Consider the following 18,047-nt stretch of genomic DNA (forward strand, 5'->3'; position numbering starts at 1 on the left):
TTTGAAAAAGGGACTCGCCGTAAGGGCGAAACCATAAGAAGCCGTTACCGCAGCAACGGATATGTACCCAAAAAATCCCCAATCATAGCGCCCGCCACCCACCCCCCAACGCCTTGTACAACGCAATACTCGCCTGCACCCGCGCCAGTCGCAGCTGCACCTGCTGATCCTGCGCGGCATACAGCGTACGTTGAGTCTCCAGCACCGTGAGCAAATCCTCGGCTCCCGCTTCATAGCGGCTCTGGGCAATGTTGAAAGCGCTCTGCGCCTGACTCAACTCCTCGGATTGCCACTGCCGCTGCTCATCCAGACGACGAATACTGTTCAGGGCCTTTTCCACATCGGCGAAGCCATTGACGATCGCGCCGCGGTAGGTTTCCAGCAATTCCTGTTGCCGCGCCGTGGCCTTGTCACGTTCGGCGCCGAGGCGACCGTTGTTGAAGATCGGCGCAACCAGGCCGGCGGTGAGATTGTAAAAAGGGCTACGCAACACATCATCGAACTTATCGGCACCAGAGCCCAGTTGCGCCGTCAACGTCAGCGTCGGCAGCATCGCCGCACGGGCGACCTTGACGTCGGCCTCGGCGGCGGCCAGTTGTGCTTCGGCGCGGGCGATGTCCGGGCGCCGGCTGAGTAGTTCGCTGGGAATACCGGCCGCAATCTCGGGCCATTGCAGGTCTTGGAACGAACCGGTTGGCGCCAGTTGTTGCACCGGTTGACCGAGCAGGGCCGCGAGGCTGATCAACGCGGCCTGAGCCTCCTGTTGCACGCGCGGTAATTGCCATTGCTGGGCGGCGACCAGACTCTTCTGTTGCGCCAGTTCCAGCGCTGTGGCCGAGCCTGAATCGAAGCGTGTCTGCACCAGTTTCAACACCCGTTGCGCGTTGGCCAGGTTCAGTTCGGCGATGCGGCTTTGCTCGCGCAGTGCCAGGGTCTGCGCATACGTCGTGGCGACGCTGCTGAGCAGGGTCAGTTCGACCGTCGCGCGATCGAACTCGCTGGCCTGCAAGGTGAATTGCGCGCTGTCGCGTGAAGCACGCTTACCGCCCCAGAAATCGACTTCATAGGTAGCGCTCAGACTGGCATCGAAATAGTCCACGGCCTTGTTGCTGCTGTCCGCATCGAGCTGGCTGTAGCCATTGCCGCGCAGCAGTTTTTGCCGTTTGCCGTTGAGCCCGGCCTTGACCTCGGGCAACTGCGAGCCTCCGGCGATCACCGTGCCGGCCTGGGCCTGCCGCACGCGGGCAACCGCAGCGGCGAGATCGAAACTGCCGAGGCGGGCCTGTTCTATCAGCCGATCCAGTTCGGCGCTGTGAAACTGTGTCCACCATTGCCGATCGCCACGGGCGACACTGGCGGCGTGCGGTGCTTGCCAGGCCGCGGGTGCCTGCACGCCACTGTCCGGGCGCTGAACGGGACTGCCGCACGCGCTGAGAATCAGGCACACGGTCAACACACTGAGACGCGGTTTCATAGATCGATCATTCACTGGTAAGGGCCGTGACCGGGTCGAGCCGGGCAGCTTTGCGGGCCGGCATGAAGCCGAAGACGACGCCGGTCACCACGGCGCAGGCAAACGCGCCGAGCACCGCCAGCAACGAAAAGGCGACGGCGACTTCACTGAGCATCAGCACACCGCCAACGATCAGCGCCAAGGCGATTCCGGCGATGCCGCCGACCACCGAAAGCATCACCGCCTCGGTGAGGAACTGGCGCAGAATGTCGCGTTGACGCGCGCCAGTGGCCATGCGAATACCGATCTCGCGGGTGCGTTCGCGAACAGTCATCAGCATGATGTTCATTACTCCGATGCCGCCGACCAGCAGGGAAATCGCCGCAATCGAACCGAGCATCAGCGACAGGGTATTTTGCGTGCGCGCCTCGGCCTGGATCATCGCGGCGTTGTTCGTGAGTTCGAAATCCTTCTTGCCGTTGTGCAGGCGCAGCATCAATTGCTCAATGGCCTGTTCGGCGTCCTTGACCTTGCCTGCGTCGGTGGCGGCGATGGCGACATATTCCGGGTCACGCGTGCCGAACAGCCGCACGCTCGCGGCGGAGTAGGGGATGGCAATGCGGTTGTCGCTGTCGGAGTCACCGGAACTCGCGCCTTTTTCCGCGAGCACGCCGACCACCTGAAACGGTACGTTCTCGATCAGGATGTACTGGCCGATCGGGTTGGCGATGTCCTTGAGCAGTTTGGTTCGTACCTTATGGCCGATCACCGCGACGGCGGCTGCGTTGGCTTCGTCGGCCTCGGTGAAGTAGCTGCCTTGCACCACCGGCCAGTTGAAAATCGCCGGGAAGTGGGTGTCGTTGCCGCCGACGTAGCTCAAATGGTCGGCATTGCCGAAGCGCACGCCAGCCTCGGCGCCGTTGACCGGCATGATCCGTTGCACTTGCGGCAGGCTCGCCAGCGCATGCACATCATCGAGGGTGACGATTCCCGGCGGCGTGCGCGGATTGGGCGCCGAGCCGCTGAGGTAAATGATGTTCGAGCCGAACGCACCCATCTGCGCCATGACCTGGCGCTTGCTGCCTTCGCCGACGGCGAGCATCACCACCACCGAGGCCACGCCAATGATGATCCCGAGCAGGGTCAGTGCGGTGCGGAAACGGTTGATCCACATCACCCGCCACGCAGCCTGCAAGGCGTCGACCAGTTCGCCTTTCCACGCGCCGGTGGCTTCGGCGCCTTCGCTCAGGCGCTTGCGCAGGTCGACCGCTTGCAAGGCGCCGGGGTTGGTGCTGGTCTGGGCTTGGGGGTTGTCCTTTGCGCTGTCGCTGATGATCAGGCCGTCACTGATCTCGATGATGCGTTTGGCCCGCGCCGCCACTTCGCGGTCGTGGGTGATGAGGATCACCACATGACCCTGGCTCGCCAGCTCGTCGAGCAACGCCATGACTTCTTTGCCGCTGTGGCTGTCGAGGGCGCCGGTCGGTTCGTCGGCGAGAATGATGTGGCCGCCGTTCATCAAGGCGCGCGCAATCGACACCCGTTGCTGCTGTCCACCGGAAAGCTGATGCGGACGGTTGCCGGTGCGCGAGGCCAGACCCAATCGGTCGAGCAGCGCGGCAGCACGGGCATGGCGTGCGGCGGCCGGGGTGCCGGCATAGATCGCCGGCATCTCGACGTTCTCCTGGGCCGAGCCGGACGGAATCAGGTGGTAGCCCTGAAACACGAAACCGAAGGCTTCCCGACGCAGCCAGGCCAGCTCGTCGCTGTCCAGGCCAGCGACGTTCTCCCCGGCGAAGCGGTATTGGCCTGAAGTCGGCCGGTCGAGGCAGCCGAGGATGTTCATCAGCGTCGATTTGCCGGAGCCGGACGCGCCGACAATCGCCACGAATTCGCCGGCATGGATCGACAGATCAATGCCGCGCAGTACGTGAACTTCAGGCGCGTCGCCGCCGCCGTAGGATTTGCGGATGTCGTGCAGGTCGATCAGGGGCGTTTGCATTCAACCACCGCCGCCGACAGCCGGGCCGATCAACAGATGATCGCCTTCGTTGAGGCCATCGATGATCTGTACTTTGAGCCTGTCACTGATGCCGGTGCGTACTTCACGGGATTCGATCTTGCCGTTGGCGGCGACCACTTGCGCAGTCTGCCGATCAGCTTTGGTGCTGCCTTGCAGGGCGGCCACCGGCGCGGTGAGGACGTCTTTGGCCTGATCGGCGACGAAGAAAACCTGTGTGGTCATCTCGGCCATCAGGGCATTGTCAGGGTTATCGACATCCAGCAGCACGGTGTAGAGCACCACCCGAGCGCTGCCGCTTTTGCTGCTGCTCGCCGGGCTGCCGCCGCCCTGACTGGCCTGGTCCAGCGGCTTGGGCGGTACCGGCAGGATTTGTCGGACCGTACTGCTCCAGCGCCGGTTACCGCCGCTGAGCGTGGTGAAGTACGCGCTCATGCCCGGTTTGACGTGACCGATGTCCGCTTCCGACACCTCGGCCCACACGGTCATCGGCGACAGCTTGGCGATGCGCAAAATCAGTGGCGTCTGTTGCTGGGCGTTGAGGGTCTGGCCTTCACGCGCATCAAGGGCAACCACGGTGCCAGCCATCGGCGCGTAAATCTGCGTGTAGCCGAGTTCGGCCTGATCGCTGCGCAGACTGGCCTCGGCCTGACGGATCTGTGCCTGGAACATGTCGATGCGCGCTTGCGTGGCTTTCAGTTCGGCGCGGGCGGTCTGTACGTCTTCTTCGCGGGTCGCACCGCCAGCAGCGAGGTTCTGCTGACGCTGGTATTTCTGCTGCGCCAGTTCGTGCTGCGCGCGCTGCTCCTGCCATTGCGCCTTGAGGTTTTCGATCGAGAAGCGTCCGGCGTCGAGCTTGGCCTTTTGCGTTGAAGGGTCGATCTCCACCAGCAACTGGCCTTCCTTGACCACGTCACCGACTTCGACATGGATCTTCTGAATCTGCCCGGATGCCTGCGCACCGACGTCGACATAGCGGCGCGGTTGCAGCGTGCCGAGGGCGGTGACGCTGCTCTCTATATCGCCGCGCGACACTTGCACGGTGGCAAATTCATCTCGGCCCGGTGGCAGCATTTGCCACGCGGCATAACCGACAACAGGTATCAGACAAAGGACTACGAGCAGGGCGCGTCGGGCAGGGCGGGGACGTTTCATGCAGGGTTCCGACCAGTTGAATTCGGCCCGTCGTTCGGCTGGCACACAGGTTGGGGCCGCATCGAACGCTGTCACGGGGCGCGACAGACACGGGAAGCTGTCCTGTAAACGTGGCGGAGGCAGGGGAATTTAACTGCGGACATACAAAGTTACAGCTATAGAACCGCACTATTTGTCGGTCAAGGCCAAACACTACTTTAAATCTATATGAGAATTACTATAAATTACGCTCCTCAAGTTGCCACTATCTTGCTACTGCCGTTTGCGGCGTCGCCGATCAGTGCGCTCAAGGACAGAAACCGCAGGTTTGCGGCCGGGAGTCATGTTGGAAAACTACTATCGAGAGCTGGTGTGTTTCCTGAACGCCAAGCTCGGCAACCGTCAGGTCGCCGAAGATGTGGTGCATGACGCCTATCTGCGGGTGCTCGAACGCTCCAGCGAAACCCCCATCGAACAACCCCGCGCGTTTCTCTACCGCACCGCGCTGAACCTGGTCATTGACGACCATCGGCGCAACGCCCTGCGCCAGGTCGAGTCGCTGGAAGTGCTCGACAACGAAGAGCGCTATTTCACCCCGTCCCCGCACAGCACGCTCGATCACGGCCAGCGCCTGGGCATGCTGCAGCGCGCGCTGGCCGAGCTGTCGCCGCTGTGCCGCGACAGTTTTCTGCTGCGCAAGATCGAAGGACTGTCGCACCCGGAAATTGCCGAGCAACTGGGCATTTCCAAGGCGCTGGTGGAAAAACACATCGTCAACGCGATGAAACATTGCCGCCAGCGGATCAAGCAATGGGATGCCCAATGAGGCGTCTTCGTTAAATTTTATTTCACTGTCCTCGTTCCTACTCAACAGACGATCTGCTGTCCTGCTCAAGGCCAGTCGGGTCACTTAGGCTCTCCTTGCCCCTTGTTGAGGGGTTCATCCAGAGGACACTGGAAATGACTCAGGCAATTGCATCGCCCATCGTTCACGACCTGATCGGCGTCGGTTTCGGCCCTTCGAACCTGGCGCTGGCCATCGCTCTGCAAGAGCGCGGTCCGACCCACGGCGAGCTGGATGTGCTGTTCCTCGACAAGCAGGCCGATTACAGCTGGCACGGCAACACTCTGTCGACCCAGAGCGAATTGCAGATTTCCTTCCTCAAGGATCTGGTGACCCTGCGCAATCCGACCAGCCCCTACTCGTTCGTCAACTACCTGAAATATCACGGTCGTCTGGTCGACTTCATCAACCTGGGCACCTTCTACCCGTGCCGCATGGAGTACAACGACTACCTGCGCTGGGTCGCCGGGCAGTTCACTGCGCAGAGCCGTTACGGCGAAGAGGTGCTGACCATCGAACCGGTCCTGCACAACCAGCAGGTCGAGGCATTGCGGGTGATTTCCCGTGGCAGCGACGGCCAGCAATTCGTGCGCACCACGCGTTCGGTGGTGGTCAGTGCCGGCGGTACACCGCGTATTCCCGAAGCGTTCAAGGCGCTGAAGGGCGATCGCCGGGTTTTCCACCACTCGCAATACCTGTCGCAGATGGCCAAACAGCCGTGCGTGAACAATCAGCCAATGAGCATCGCGATCATTGGGGGCGGGCAGAGCGCGGCAGAAGCGTTCATCGATCTCAACGATTCTTTCCCGTCGGTGCAGGTCGACATGATCCTGCGTGGTTCGGCGCTGAAGCCGGCGGACGACAGCCCGTTCGTCAACGAAGTGTTTTCGCCGGAATTCACCGATCTGGTGTTCCAGCAGAACAGCGCCGAGCGCGAGCGTCTGGTCAACGAGTATCACAACACCAATTACTCGGTGGTCGATATCGACCTGATCGAGCGCATCTACGGCATCTTCTATCGCCAGAAGGTTTCCGGGATCGCCCGGCATGCCTTCCGCACCCTGACCACCGTCGAGAGCGCCACCGCGACTGACAACGGTGTCGAACTGGCGGTACGCAACAACGCCACCGGAGAAGTCACCGTACGCCATTACGATGCGGTGGTGCTGGCGACCGGTTATGAACGGCAGATGCACCGCAAACTGCTGGCGCCGCTGGAAGAGTATCTGGGCGAGTTCGAGGTTGATCGCCATTACAAGCTGATCACCGATGAGCGCTGCAAGGCGGGCATCTACATGCAGGGCTTCTGCCAGGCCAGCCATGGCCTGAGCGACACCTTGCTGTCGGTGCTGCCGATCCGCGCGGACGAGATTGCCGGTTCGCTGTATGAGCATGGCAGGCATCGTGGGCAGCGCACGGTGGCGGATCTGCTGCTGGCAACGGCCAGCTGAGTTCTGCTGCGCCTGAAGCAGATCGTTCCCACGCTCTGCGTGGGAATTTGATCGTTCCCACGCTCTGCGTGGGAATGCAGCCCGGGACGCTCTGCGTCCCATTCAAAGCCGAACGCGGAGCGTCCGTTGAGGCATTCCCACGCAGAGCGTGGGAACGATCTGCGGGGCTTCCTGAACCCTTCCTGAACATCCCGCACATGCCGTTCTTTTGCCGTTTACTCGCCCGACATTCGGGGCGTAAGCTCCACGCGTTTTCATCAATAGCGGAGACCCACAGTGGGTACTTGTTCGAGTGACAGTTGTCGGCCGGTCTCGGTAACCGGCAGATGCTCGGCAAGATAACGCGCAGTCTTTTCTCTGCCGTTGTCTCGCCGTAACAGCGAGCAGCGGCATCCCGTGCATGGCCCGTTCCGGGCATGCCTCGACGTCCTTCTCATCGACGCTGAACAGAGCGCGAATACGACCGTACCGTCGTGATCGCAGCCCTATCGACACGCCTGTCTTGTTGACCGGCGCGCCACGCCTTGCCGTGCCGGTTTTTCCGGCGGCAGCGGTGCGGTCGTACCTGCTTGACGGTTTCCCGGCTGACCACAGGGGCAACAGCCATGAAACTTACGCTCAAGGAATTATTCGCAGGCTTCCTGCGCAACCGCCACATCGCCCGGCACTTCCGTCGTCTGGCGCTGCTGGAATCGCTCAATGACACTACGGTCAGCCGTGAAGTCCCGCTAACCCTGGCCAACACGCTGGTGGATGCCGCGCATAGCGACAGCAGCGAATTGCTGGCATCCCTTGGCAGCCATTGCGAAGGTCTGCGCGATATCGAAGCCGAGGCGCTGCGCGCGCAACACGGCTTCAACGAGGTCGAGCACGAGCAACCGTTGCCAGGGTGGACGCACTTGTGGCACTGCTACAAAAAACCGTTCAACCTGCTGCTGACCTTGTTGGCGCTGATTTCGTGGCTGACCGAAGACTTGAAGGCCGCCGTGGTGATTTTCTCCATGGTGGTGCTGTCGACGCTGCTGCGCTTCTGGCAGGAAAGCAAATCCAACCAGGCCGCCGATGCACTCAAGGCCATGGTCAGCAACACCGCCACGGTGCTGCGCCGTGACGCGCCGCGCTGCGAATTGCCGATCAAGCAACTGGTGCCGGGTGACCTGATCGTGCTCTCGGCCGGCGACATGATTCCCGCCGATTGCCGGGTGCTCAGTGCCAAGGATCTGTTCGTCAGCCAGGCGGCGATGACCGGTGAATCGATGCCGGTGGAGAAATTCCCCCGCCAGGCCGATCGCGATACGCACAATCCGCTGGAGCTGGACAACATTCTGTTCATGGGCACCAACGTCGTGTCCGGCACTGCCGTGGCGGTGATCCTCACCACCGGCAATCACACCTGTTTCGGCGCGCTGGCGCAGCGGGTCGGGGCGACTGATCGGGCGGTGACCTCGTTCCAGCAAGGGGTCAACAAGGTCAGCTGGCTGTTGATCCGTTTCATGTTCGTCATGGCGCCGCTGGTGCTGTTCATCAACGGTTTCACCAAGGGCGACTGGACCGAAGCGCTGCTGTTCGCGCTGTCGATCGCGGTCGGCCTGACCCCGGAAATGCTGCCGATGATCGTCACCTCGACCCTGGCCAAAGGCGCGGTGTTTCTGTCGCGCAAGAAAGTCATCGTCAAGCGCCTCGACGCGATCCAGAACTTCGGCGCCATGGACGTGCTGTGCACCGACAAGACCGGCACCCTGACCCAGGACAAGATCTTCCTCGCGCGCAATGTCGACGTGTGGGGCGAAGATTCCGACGACGTACTGGAAATGGCCTACCTCAACAGCTACTACCAGACCGGCCTGAAAAACCTGCTCGACGTTGCGGTGCTGGAACACGTGGAAATCCACCGCGAACTGAAAGTCGGCACGGCGTTTCGCAAGGTCGATGAAATCCCGTTCGACTTCAATCGCCGGCGCATGTCGGTGGTGGTCGAAGGCCGTGGCCAGGCGCATCAACTGATCTGCAAAGGTGCGGTGGAGGAAGTGTTAGCGGTGTGCAGCCGGGTTCGCCATGGCGAAGTCGACGAAGCCTTGAGCGATGAGCTGCTGAGCCGGATTCGTCAGGTCACTGCAGCGTTCAACGCTGAAGGCTTGCGCGTGGTGGCGGTGGCGGCTCGCTCGATGCCGCATGGACGCGATGTCTACAGCCTTGCCGATGAACAGGAGCTGACGTTGATCGGTTACGTGGCCTTCCTCGATCCACCCAAGGAAAGCACCGCGCCAGCGCTCAAGGCGCTGGCCGCACATGGCGTGGCGGTGAAAGTGCTGACCGGCGACAACGAACTGGTGACGGCAAAGATCTGCCGCGAAGTCGGTCTCGCTCAGCAAGGCTTGCTGATGGGCAACGCTATCGAGTGCATGAGCGATGCCGAACTGGCCGTGGCGGTGGAGCAGACCAACGTCTTCGCCAGACTGACGCCGTCGCACAAGGAACGCATCGTGCGCAGCCTCAAAGGCAACGGCCATGTGGTCGGCTTCATGGGCGACGGCATCAACGATGCGCCGGCGCTGCGCACGGCCGATATCGGGATTTCCGTCGACAGCGCGGTGGACATCGCCAAGGAAGCAGCCGACATCATTCTTCTGGAAAAAAGCCTGATGGTGCTGGAGGAGGGCGTGCTCGAAGGGCGGCGCACCTTCGCCAACATGCTCAAGTACATCAAGATGACCGCCAGCTCCAATTTCGGCAACGTGTTCTCGGTGCTGGTGGCCAGTGCGTTCATTCCGTTTCTGCCGATGCTGCCGATGCACCTGCTGGTGCAGAACCTGCTTTACGACATTTCGCAGATTGCCATTCCGTTCGATAACGTCGATGAGGAGATGCTCAAACAACCGCAGCGCTGGCAGCCGGGCGACGTTGGGCGTTTCATGCTGTTTTTTGGTCCGATCAGTTCGATTTTCGACATCACCACGTTCGCCTTGATGTGGTACGTGTTCGATGCCAATACGCCGGATCACCAGACCCTGTTTCAGTCTGGCTGGTTTGTGGTCGGGCTGCTGACCCAGACGTTGATCGTGCACATGATTCGCACGCCTAAAATTCCGTTTCTGCAAAGCCGGGCTGCGATGCCGCTGCTGGTGATGACCGGGATGATCATGGCGGTCGGAATTTTCTTGCCGATGGGGCCGTTGGCGCATTACTTCAAGTTGCAGGCATTGCCGTCGCTGTATTTTGTGTTTTTGCCGGTGATTCTGTTGGCGTATATGGGGCTGACTCAGGCGGTGAAGGGGTTTTATGTTCGGCGGTTTGGCTGGCAGTGATTGTTCTTTGCTGTGTTGATTTTTTGGGTACATATCCGTTGCTTCGGGTGTTGCTGCTGGCGGTTTCGCCCTTACGGCGAGTCCCTTTTTCAGACGCCAAAAAGGAACCAAAAGGCTTGCTCCTGCGTCCGGCCCTCGCAGGCTCGGGTCCCTTCGCTCCGGGATCGATCCGGGCGCAGCGGCTACGGTTTGCTGCGCTGCACCTACGTCCGCTGTGTCTGGCTACGCCAGACGGTCGCTGCGCTCCCACGCCCGGATCAATCCCTCCACTCAGCCTTCCGATGTCGCTGGTTAGGCAAGATCAAGATCAAGGGCACTCGAGCTAACGCTCATTGTTGAGTGGTTAGAAGCGGTGGTTGGCTTTGGATTTGCGGTGGATTCGCCCCTCACCCCAGCCCTCTCCCGAGGGAGAGGGAGCCGATTTTTGGGCTTTTCAGAATATGTGTTCGACTCGGTATCTCGGTCGGCATATCTCTACCAAACCACCCCGGTCAGTCCCCTCTCCCTCCGGGAGAGGGCTAGGGTGAAGGGCTTTTGACGTTGCTTTTGATTTTCAGTCCTCCGCCACGGCGCAACCCCAAGCGGCAGTTATTGCAACGCCGAACATGTAATAAAAAACAACGCCTGAAACAAAGCCATCGCCAGCAGGCTGGCTCCTACATTAGTACCGCGTTCATCTTGCGAAAGTGGTCAGGAGCGGCTGGTTGGTTTGGGATTTGTGGTGTGGCTGCCCCTCACCCCAGCCCTTTCCCAGAGGAGAGGGAGCCGATTTGTGGGCCGTTCAAACCTGTCGTTCGACTCGGTATCGCAGGTTGGCGTATCTCTCGCATCCACCGCAGACAGTTCCCTCTCCCTCCGGGAGAGGGCTAGGGTGAGGGGCTTTTGATGTTGCTTTTGATTTTCAGTCCTCCGTGAAGGCGCAACCCCAAGCGGCAGTTACTGCAGTGTCGAACATGTACTAAAAAACATCGCCTGAAACAAAGCCATCGCGAGCAGATCCACACAAGAGCGGTGCAATCACCAGGCCGAGTATCAGCTCGCCTGCTTTTGATCTTGCCTCACCGGCGACGTCGGGAGGCTGAGTGGAGGGATTGATCCGGGCGTGGGAGCGCAGCGACCGTACGACGAAGTCGTACACAGCGCAAGGAGGTGCAGCGCAGCAAACCGTAGCCGCTGCGCCCGGAGCGATCCCGCAGCGAAGGGACCCGAGCTTGCGAGGGCCGGACGCAGGAGCAAGCCTTTTGGGTTACCTTTTTGGCGTTTGAAAAAGGTGACCCGCCGTAAGGGCGGAACCCTAAGTAGCCGTTACCGCAGCAACGGATATGTACACAAAAACCAAAGAATCAGCACCTGATAGAAAGCTTTCGCGAGCAGACCCGCTCGCACAAAGAAAGGGGATATGGCGCTGAGAATTGTCCTACACAGCGACAAGAAAGAACTTACATTTTCCCCCTTGGGGCTCGACCACTATGCGTTCCGGAGCAGAGATGCCCGGCGTCCCGATCATTCGATGCGCGAACACGACGAAGCAACCGGCAACTGGCCAGTCCGGCAAGGAACCGCCTGAAAACGGGGAAGCCAGCCGTTGCACCGTCAAGCGCATCAATGCTCGGGAAAGCCCGGCCGCTGGGCCGAACACATAACTATCCCAAGAGATGTAAAACATGAAAAAGCTCGTCGCTGTTACCGCCGCTACCGTTGTCATGGGTCTTGCTTCTTTCGCCAACGCGGCGACGCCGGCTACCGGCAACCCGGGCACCGTGCGTTTCATCGGTGAAATCGTTTCCGGCGCCTGCGGTATCGACGCCAACTCGCTGGACCAGACCGTTTCCCTGGGTCAGGTGCCGTCGAACCAGTTCACCGCCATCGGCAGCCGTTCGACTCCAGTCAAGTTCGACATCGTCCTGACCGACTGTGACACCACTACCCAGAAGAACGCCCGTTTCACCTTCAGCGGCGTGCAGGATCCAGCCGTTCCAGCGTTGTTCGCCACCACCGGTCTGGCGCAGAACGTTGGCATCCGTCTGCAGGCCAGCGCCGGTGAAATGCTCGACAACGGCAAGGAGCAAGTCGCCCCGGTTGTGCTGCAGGACGGCAACAACACCGTGACCTTCGCCGCCATGTACGAAGCTACCGCGGCCACCGTCACCACGGGCGAAGCCGACAGCGTGGCCAACTTCACCGTGGCCTACAACTGATCCGCCGCCCTCGCGGGTTGTAAGGAAAAGGGGTGAAAGCCCCTTTTTTCTTTTCCGTCAAAGTTCTGATAAAGGCTCATTCCCGTGTACGGCCGAACACTTTTCGTGTCCTGCGTGTTGATCTCCTGTGCGCGCTATTCAAGCGCTGTGGAGTTCAATTCGGAGTTTCTGAATATCGATAAAAACGACGATATCAGCCTCGGACAGTTTGCCCATGCGCAATACACCGTGCCGGGCCGTTACTTGCTCGATATCAGCGTGAATCAGCGTTATTTCGGTTCGCGCACGATTGAGTTCATGGCCGGCGACAAGGTTGACGAGAGTTTTGCCTGCCTGCCCGAAGAGCTGGTGGCCACCTTCGGTCTCAAACCGCCATTGATGAAAAGCCTGCCGCGCCTGGCGGACGGGAAATGCGTGGATCTGCGTGGCATCGACAACGCCGCGATCAAATACCTGAAAAACCTCGGGCGCTTGTCGATCAGCCTGCCGCAGGCGACGTTCGAATACGACGACCCCAACTATATTCCGTCTGCCGCCTGGAGCGACGGGCTCAATGGTGCGTTGCTCGATTATCGGATGATCGCCAACAGCCGCGAAACCAACGGCCCCTCCGGTGATTCGCGCTCGCTGCAAAGTTACGGCACGGCCGGCGTCAACCTCGATGCCTGGCGCATCCGCGCCGATTATCAGGCGCGTCAGGAGTCGGGCAGCCAGAGCCAGAATCTGCACGGCGAGGCGTTCCAGTTGAACCGCTTGTATGCCTACCGCGCATTGCCTTCGATCCGCTCGAAGCTGTCGGTTGGCGAGGATTACCTGAACTCCGACGTGTTCGATACGTTCGCTTTGCGCGGCGCGACCCTGAGCAGCGATGACCGCATGTTGCCGCCGAACCTGCGCGGTTACGCGCCGCTGATCAGCGGTGTGGCGCGCACCAACGCCACGGTCACCGTGTCGCAGCAGGGCCGTGTGTTGTACTCGACCACGGTGACGCCGGGCGCGTTCAGCCTGCAGGATCTCAACAGCAGCGTGCAGGGCACGCTGGACGTGACCGTGCGCGAAGAGGACGGCACCGAGCAAACCTTCACCGTCGCCACCGCCGCCGTGCCGTTCCTGTCGCGTGAGGGCGAGCTGCGCTACAAAGTCTCCGCCGGTCAGCCGCGCCTGACCGGCAATGGCGGCACCCAGCCGCAGTTCATCGCTTCGGAAGCCGCTTACGGTCTGGCCCGTGACTGGACGCTGTACGGTGGTCTGCTCGCCGCCTCGGGTTACCAGTCGAATGCGTTCGGTATCGGCAAGGACCTCGGCGTGTTCGGCGCGCTCTCGGGCGACGTCACCACCTCCCGCGCCAAATTGCGCTGGAGCGATAAAACCGTGGTCGGCAATTCCTACCGGATCAACTATTCCAAGCGCTTCGATGCGATTGGCACCGACCTGCGCTTTTTGGGCTATCGCTTTTCCGACAAGACCTTCACGAACTTTTCGCAGTTTGCCGGTGACGCCGATTCCTACGCGCTGAACTCGGGCAAGCAACGCTATTCGGTGACGGTGGCCAAGCATTTCTCCTGGTTGTCGACGAGTTTCTCCTATGACCATTCAACCTATTGGGACGCGCCGGCGGCCGATCGTTTCGGCCTGACCGTGGCGCGCAGCTTTTCGCTGGGCAACGTCAAGAGCATCAACGTCAATGTATCTGCCTACCAGACCCAGAACAGCCGGCAGAACGACTCGCAGATCTACCTCGGCGTCACCGTGCCGCTGGGCGGCAACTCGATGCTCTCAAGCAACATGCAGCGCTCGGGCTCGGGCGGCTCGTCGGGCAGTGTCGGTTACAGCCATGACGATGGCGAAGGCATGAATTATCAGGTGTATGGCGGCGTCGGTGACAACCGCTACGTCAACGCCTATGTCGGTAAACGCGCCTCGAGCTACCGCGCCAACGCCTCGGCGTCCACCGATGGCAGCACTTACCGCTCGCTGACCGGTGAACTCGACAGCTCGCTGGTCGCCACCCGCTATGGCGTCTCGGCCCACGGCAATGGCAGCAACGGTGACACGCGCCTGCTGGTGTCTACCGACGGCGTGCCGGACGTGGCCTTCAGCGGCCAGACCCGCACCAACCGCGACGGTTACGCAGTGATGGATGGCTTGCCGTCGTTTCAGGCGTACGAAGCGCGGGTCAATGTCGAAAAGCTGCCGCTCAACACCGAAGTCTCCAACCCTATCCAGCGCCTGGCGCTGACCGAGGGCGCGATCGGTTATGTGAATTTTTCCACGGGGCAGGGCCACAACGCGTTCGTCGTGTTGAGCCGCCGCGACGGTAAACCGGTGCCGTTCGGCGCCTCGGTGCAAGACAAGAACACCAACAAGGAGGTGGGCATCGTCGGCGAGGCGGGCGTCACTTATCTGTTGGGCATCAAGGCAGGGGCTGAACTGGTAGCGCGTTGGGATGACGCCGGCCAATGCAGTCTGGCCAAACTCCCTGAGCAGGACGTGCTGACCAACGTCGCCACGCCCGCTCAGTGTCTGTAATCGCCTCATTCCTCGAATCCGGAGTCAGCATGTCCCCTTCAACTTTGTCTGTTGCTCAACGTCTGTTACTCGCAGGCAGCCTGTGCCTGCCCCTCCTGGCCAGCGCCGCCGTGGTGCCGGATCGCACCCGCGTGGTGTTCGAAGAGAGCGCACCCTCGGTCAGCGTCACGGTCAGCAACAAGAACCCGCAGTTGCCGTTCATTGTGCAGTCGTGGATCGAAAACGAGAGCGGCGTGAAAGTCACCTCGCCATTCATGGTCTTGCCGCCGTTGCAGCGCATCGAACCGAATGAAAGCAGCGTGCTGCGCATCGTCAAATTGCCCGAGCTGGCGCTTCCGACCGATCGCGAATCGGTGTTCTACCTGAATATTCGCGAGATCCCGCCGAAAACCCAGGCGGTCAACTCGATGCAGATTGCCTTGCAGTCGAAAATCAAATTGTTCTACCGCCCGGCCGCGGTGAAACGCGAACGCGGCGAGGACTTTGCCCTGGGTTTGAAGTTGAAAATCGACCCGGCAACAAAACAGCTGATCGTCGATAACCCGACGCCATTTCACATCACCGTGGTCGGTCTGCTCACCGGCCCGGAAAAAACCAAAATGCCGATCGACACGGTGATGATCGCACCGCGTAACAGCGCCCGGATCGCCTTGAGCAACACCGCATTCACCACGTTGCGGGTGTCGAACATGAATGATTTTGGTGGCCAGACCGATACCTTGTTCACTTGCGCGGCGAACCTGTGCCAAGGCGTCAAACCATGAGGCCGTGGCACGCTCTGAGCCGCCTCGTCCTCGCGGCGAGCCTGCTGACAGTGTCGCAGTTCGCTTCGGCGATGGTCTGCAAAGCCATGGACGGCAGCGATAGTCTGAGCGAGTACATCGGCCCGGTGTCGGTGCCCGATACGGTGCCGGACGGCACGATCATCTGGCGCTCGAAAACCCATGTGGTCCCGGCCGAGTGCTGGAAGAAGCTCGACCTGCACAGTGCCGAGGACGATCCGATCTACTTCTACGGCAACCCGGCCGGGCTCAATGCGACGCCGTGGGGCATCGAATTCGGCCTGGTCTATCGCGGTGTGACGGCGTGGGACGGCGACTGGAGTTCCAACCCGACGCAGGGCGTGAACAGCGGTTTTACGTCGCCCGGTTGCCCGGATGCAAATAGCGAAGCCGACATGCTCGCCTGTTCGAAAGTCACCCCGACGATTGCCTTCCAGGTGGTGATCCGCAAACGCGGTTTGCTGCCGCTGCAGCGCCCGTCCCAAGACACTTACGACGTGTTCCAGTTCGACGGCCTCTACGGCCTCAACGGCGGGCCGAGCAACCCGGACGGCAACTTTCGCTTTCGCTTGAGCGGCTTGCAGAACATCGTCGGCACCGCCTGTACGGTCGACGTCACGGTCACGCCTGAGCCGGGCATCGTCGATTTCGGCGTGGTGCAGAAAACCCCCACCGGGTTTTCCCCGCCCAACCCGAGCAAACCCTTCAGCCTTGCACTGGAGAAAAAGTGCAGCAGCGCCATCAATATTGGCGCGACGCTGGTCACCGCCAATCAGCAGGGGCTGTACAACATTCTGCCCGCAGCGGACAGCCAGTTCGGCATTCAGGTACGCGATGCGCGCAATAACCTGGTGCAGGTCAACGAGCCGTTTGCGCTGGCGAATTTTCCCGCAGACGTCAGCCATATCGACGTACCGTTCAGCGCTTCGCTGGTATCGCTCGGCGATCCCGAGGTCGGTCGGTTCGAGGCGATCATGGTGGTGCAGATCGTGTACTACTGACGGCGGCTCTAGCTGGGAAATTTCCTACACGGACGCAGGATAAGTCCTTCGTTCATCTCGGCCGTTGCAGGCCACTATCCCGTTCCCCGGGTCGATTGAGTGATGACAGGACAATGGCCTCTCCACGAATTCTGGTGCTGGAAAATCATGAGTTTACCCGCAACGTGCTGGTCAGGATGCTGCACCGCCTGAGTGTGCCCGATGTGCTGTATGCGCCAGACGCCGAACAGGCGATGGTGCAGATGCACCTGCAGGGCGGGGTCGATATCGTACTGTGTGATCTGACCGACCGCGGCCTCGATTGCCTGGAGTTCCTGCGTCTGGCCAGCGACAGTGGCATGGTGCGCGCCGTGGTGCTGTGCAGCGAATTGCCGCCGGAATTGAGTCGCACCCTGGGGCAGATGGCATCGCTCGCAGGTTTGCAATTGCTCGGCGTGCTCAACCGACCGATCCAATTGCGTGCCTTGTACCGTCTGTTGCAGCGTTACAGTCGCGCCCGTTCAGTGCCGACGCTGGAGCCGTTGAACGCGTCGTTGCCCAGCGAAGATGAGGTTCGTCGCGGTCTCGCGCTGGGTGAATTTCGCGCCTGGTTTCAGCCGCAGTTTCAACTGCACAGTGGTGTGGTCAGCGGCGTTGAAGCCTTGGTCCGTTGGGAGCATCCGGCCCGTGGCACCTTGTTGCCCTGCGATTTCCTCGCGGCGGTGCTGGCTTACGACCTGATCGACCAGATGTTCAAGCACCTGCTCGAGCAGGGCTTGAGTCTGCTCGGCATTCTGCGCCGTCGCGGCATTGTGCTGGAACTGTCATTCAACCTGCACGCTTCGCAACTCAACGACAACGCCTTGGTCGAGCACATCAAGCAGTCGCTTGAGCAGCATGGTTTCAAGGGCTCGGTGCTGATGTTCGAAGTCGCGGAAAACGGTCTGCTCGATTGCCCCTGCGGGCTTCAGGAAAACCTGTTGCGCTTGCGCCTGCTGGGCTGCGGCTTGGCAGTTGACGATTTCGGCGTGGGTTTTTCTTCACTGAAACTGCTGTGCCAGTTGCCGTTTACCCAGATCAAACTCGACGGACGTTTTGTGCAGAACCTCGACCGTCAGCGTAACCGCGCAATGGTCGCCAGTACGCGGGTCATGGCCCGTTCGCTGGGCATGGACCTGGTGATCGAAGGCGTCAGCGGGCCGAAGGTACTCGAGCGTTTGCTGGAGCTGGAATGCGAGATGGGTCAGGGGTATTACCTGGCGCGGCCGATGAACGGGCATGACCTGCTCAAATGGCTCGAAGCGCCCTAGGCGTTGTGCTGATCTTGTACATTTTTTAAGTGTTGTCCAAG

General features: G+C 60.8%; 11 protein-coding genes. 8 read left to right on the forward strand and 3 right to left on the reverse strand.

Annotation, left to right across the window (positions count from 1 at the left end):
• Window positions 1-82 precede the first annotated feature (82 nt).
• From ACGSLL_RS19995 to ACGSLL_RS20005, 3 genes are read right to left on the reverse strand one after another with little or no spacing between them, the layout of a single operon-like run.
• Window positions 83-1,474, reverse strand: a complete 1,392-nt coding sequence (locus ACGSLL_RS19995) for an efflux transporter outer membrane subunit (protein WP_394507657.1) — start codon at window positions 1,472-1,474, stop codon at window positions 83-85.
• A gap of 7 nt (window positions 1,475-1,481) precedes the next feature.
• Window positions 1,482-3,455 (reverse strand): MacB family efflux pump subunit, encoded by a 1,974-nt coding sequence (locus ACGSLL_RS20000; protein WP_394507658.1) that lies wholly within the window; start codon window positions 3,453-3,455, stop codon window positions 1,482-1,484.
• Window positions 3,456-4,628 carry an efflux RND transporter periplasmic adaptor subunit gene (locus tag ACGSLL_RS20005; protein ID WP_394507659.1) on the reverse strand — a complete coding sequence of 391 codons (1,173 nt, stop codon included), beginning with the start codon at window positions 4,626-4,628 and terminating at the stop codon, window positions 3,456-3,458. It abuts the gene before it with no gap.
• 322 nt (window positions 4,629-4,950) lie between these two features.
• Here ACGSLL_RS20005 and ACGSLL_RS20010 point away from each other — a divergent pair, with 322 nt between their 5' ends.
• The 8 genes from ACGSLL_RS20010 (at window position 4,951) to ACGSLL_RS20045 (ending at window position 18,006) form a co-directional block, all read left to right on the forward strand.
• Window positions 4,951-5,433 (forward strand): sigma-70 family RNA polymerase sigma factor, encoded by a 483-nt coding sequence (locus tag ACGSLL_RS20010; protein WP_394507660.1) that lies wholly within the window; start codon window positions 4,951-4,953, stop codon window positions 5,431-5,433.
• Window positions 5,434-5,567: 134 nt separating this feature from the next.
• Window positions 5,568-6,902, forward strand: a complete 1,335-nt coding sequence (locus ACGSLL_RS20015) for a lysine N(6)-hydroxylase/L-ornithine N(5)-oxygenase family protein (RefSeq protein ID WP_394507661.1) — start codon at window positions 5,568-5,570, stop codon at window positions 6,900-6,902.
• A 605-nt stretch (window positions 6,903-7,507) separates the two neighbouring features.
• Window positions 7,508-10,207 (forward strand): magnesium-translocating P-type ATPase, encoded by a 2,700-nt coding sequence (gene mgtA, locus ACGSLL_RS20020; protein WP_394507662.1) that lies wholly within the window; start codon window positions 7,508-7,510, stop codon window positions 10,205-10,207.
• A 1,664-nt stretch (window positions 10,208-11,871) separates the two neighbouring features.
• On the forward strand, window positions 11,872-12,405 hold the full coding sequence (locus ACGSLL_RS20025) for a fimbrial protein (protein WP_258449827.1): 534 nt from the start codon (window positions 11,872-11,874) through the stop codon (window positions 12,403-12,405).
• Between the two features lie 105 nt (window positions 12,406-12,510).
• Window positions 12,511-14,934: a fimbria/pilus outer membrane usher protein gene (locus tag ACGSLL_RS20030; RefSeq protein WP_394507663.1), complete on the forward strand. Its 2,424-nt coding sequence runs from the start codon at window positions 12,511-12,513 to the stop codon at window positions 14,932-14,934.
• A 29-nt stretch (window positions 14,935-14,963) separates the two neighbouring features.
• Entirely contained in the window at window positions 14,964-15,698 is a 735-nt protein-coding gene (locus ACGSLL_RS20035; protein ID WP_394507664.1) for a fimbrial biogenesis chaperone, read from the forward strand.
• A complete protein-coding gene (locus ACGSLL_RS20040) occupies window positions 15,695-16,717 on the forward strand; it encodes a fimbrial protein (protein ID WP_394507665.1) in 1,023 nt (340 codons plus the stop codon). The genes ACGSLL_RS20035 and ACGSLL_RS20040 overlap by 4 nt, the downstream gene beginning before the upstream one ends.
• A 113-nt stretch (window positions 16,718-16,830) precedes the next feature.
• Window positions 16,831-18,006 carry an EAL domain-containing response regulator gene (locus tag ACGSLL_RS20045; RefSeq protein WP_394507666.1) on the forward strand — a complete coding sequence of 392 codons (1,176 nt, stop codon included), beginning with the start codon at window positions 16,831-16,833 and terminating at the stop codon, window positions 18,004-18,006.
• Window positions 18,007-18,047 lie beyond the last annotated feature (41 nt).

The sequence above is a fragment of the Pseudomonas retamae genome (assembly GCF_043496865.1).
Taxonomy (GTDB): Bacteria; Pseudomonadota; Gammaproteobacteria; order Pseudomonadales; family Pseudomonadaceae; genus Aquipseudomonas; species Aquipseudomonas retamae.